Genomic DNA, 566 nt, shown 5'->3' with positions numbered 1-566 from the left:
CCGTCACAACCGCGACTGCCTCTAATGGCACGGTCACCATCAATAGCGATGGCACTCTGAACTACAGCCCCACAGCTAATTTCAATGGCACCGATACCATCACCTACACCATCAGCGATGGCAATGGGGGTACCGATACTGCCACCGTCACCATTACGGTTAACCCAGTCAACGATGTCCCGGATGCAGTCAATAACACAGCCACGACTAATGAAGACACCCCCATCATCAACCTCAATGTCTTGGGCAATGACACCGATGTCGATGGCAACCCCTTAACTGTCACAACCGCGACTGCCTCTAATGGCACGGTCACCATTAATGGCGATGGCACTCTGAACTATAGCCCCACGGCTAATTTCAATGGCACTGATACCATCACCTACGTCATCAGCGATGGCAATGGGGGTACCGATACTGCCACCGTCACTATCACGGTTAATATTCCTCCCAATGGGGTCAACGATGGCCCAGTTGTTACCAATGAAGACACCCCCATCACCAACCTCAATGTCTTGGGCAATGACACCGATGTCGATGGCAACCCCTTAACTGTTACCACTGCC

General features: G+C 52.1%; 1 protein-coding gene. It reads left to right on the top strand.

Annotated features, from left to right (window positions below; all coding sequences use genetic code 11):
* On the top strand, nt 1–566 hold a 566-nt coding region (locus ACR6Z4_RS32240), incomplete at both ends, for an Ig-like domain-containing protein (RefSeq protein WP_479721405.1).

The sequence above is a fragment of the Calyptranema fuscum S582 genome (genome assembly GCF_055793305.1).
This window is presented reverse-complemented; position numbering and strand designations above follow the sequence as displayed.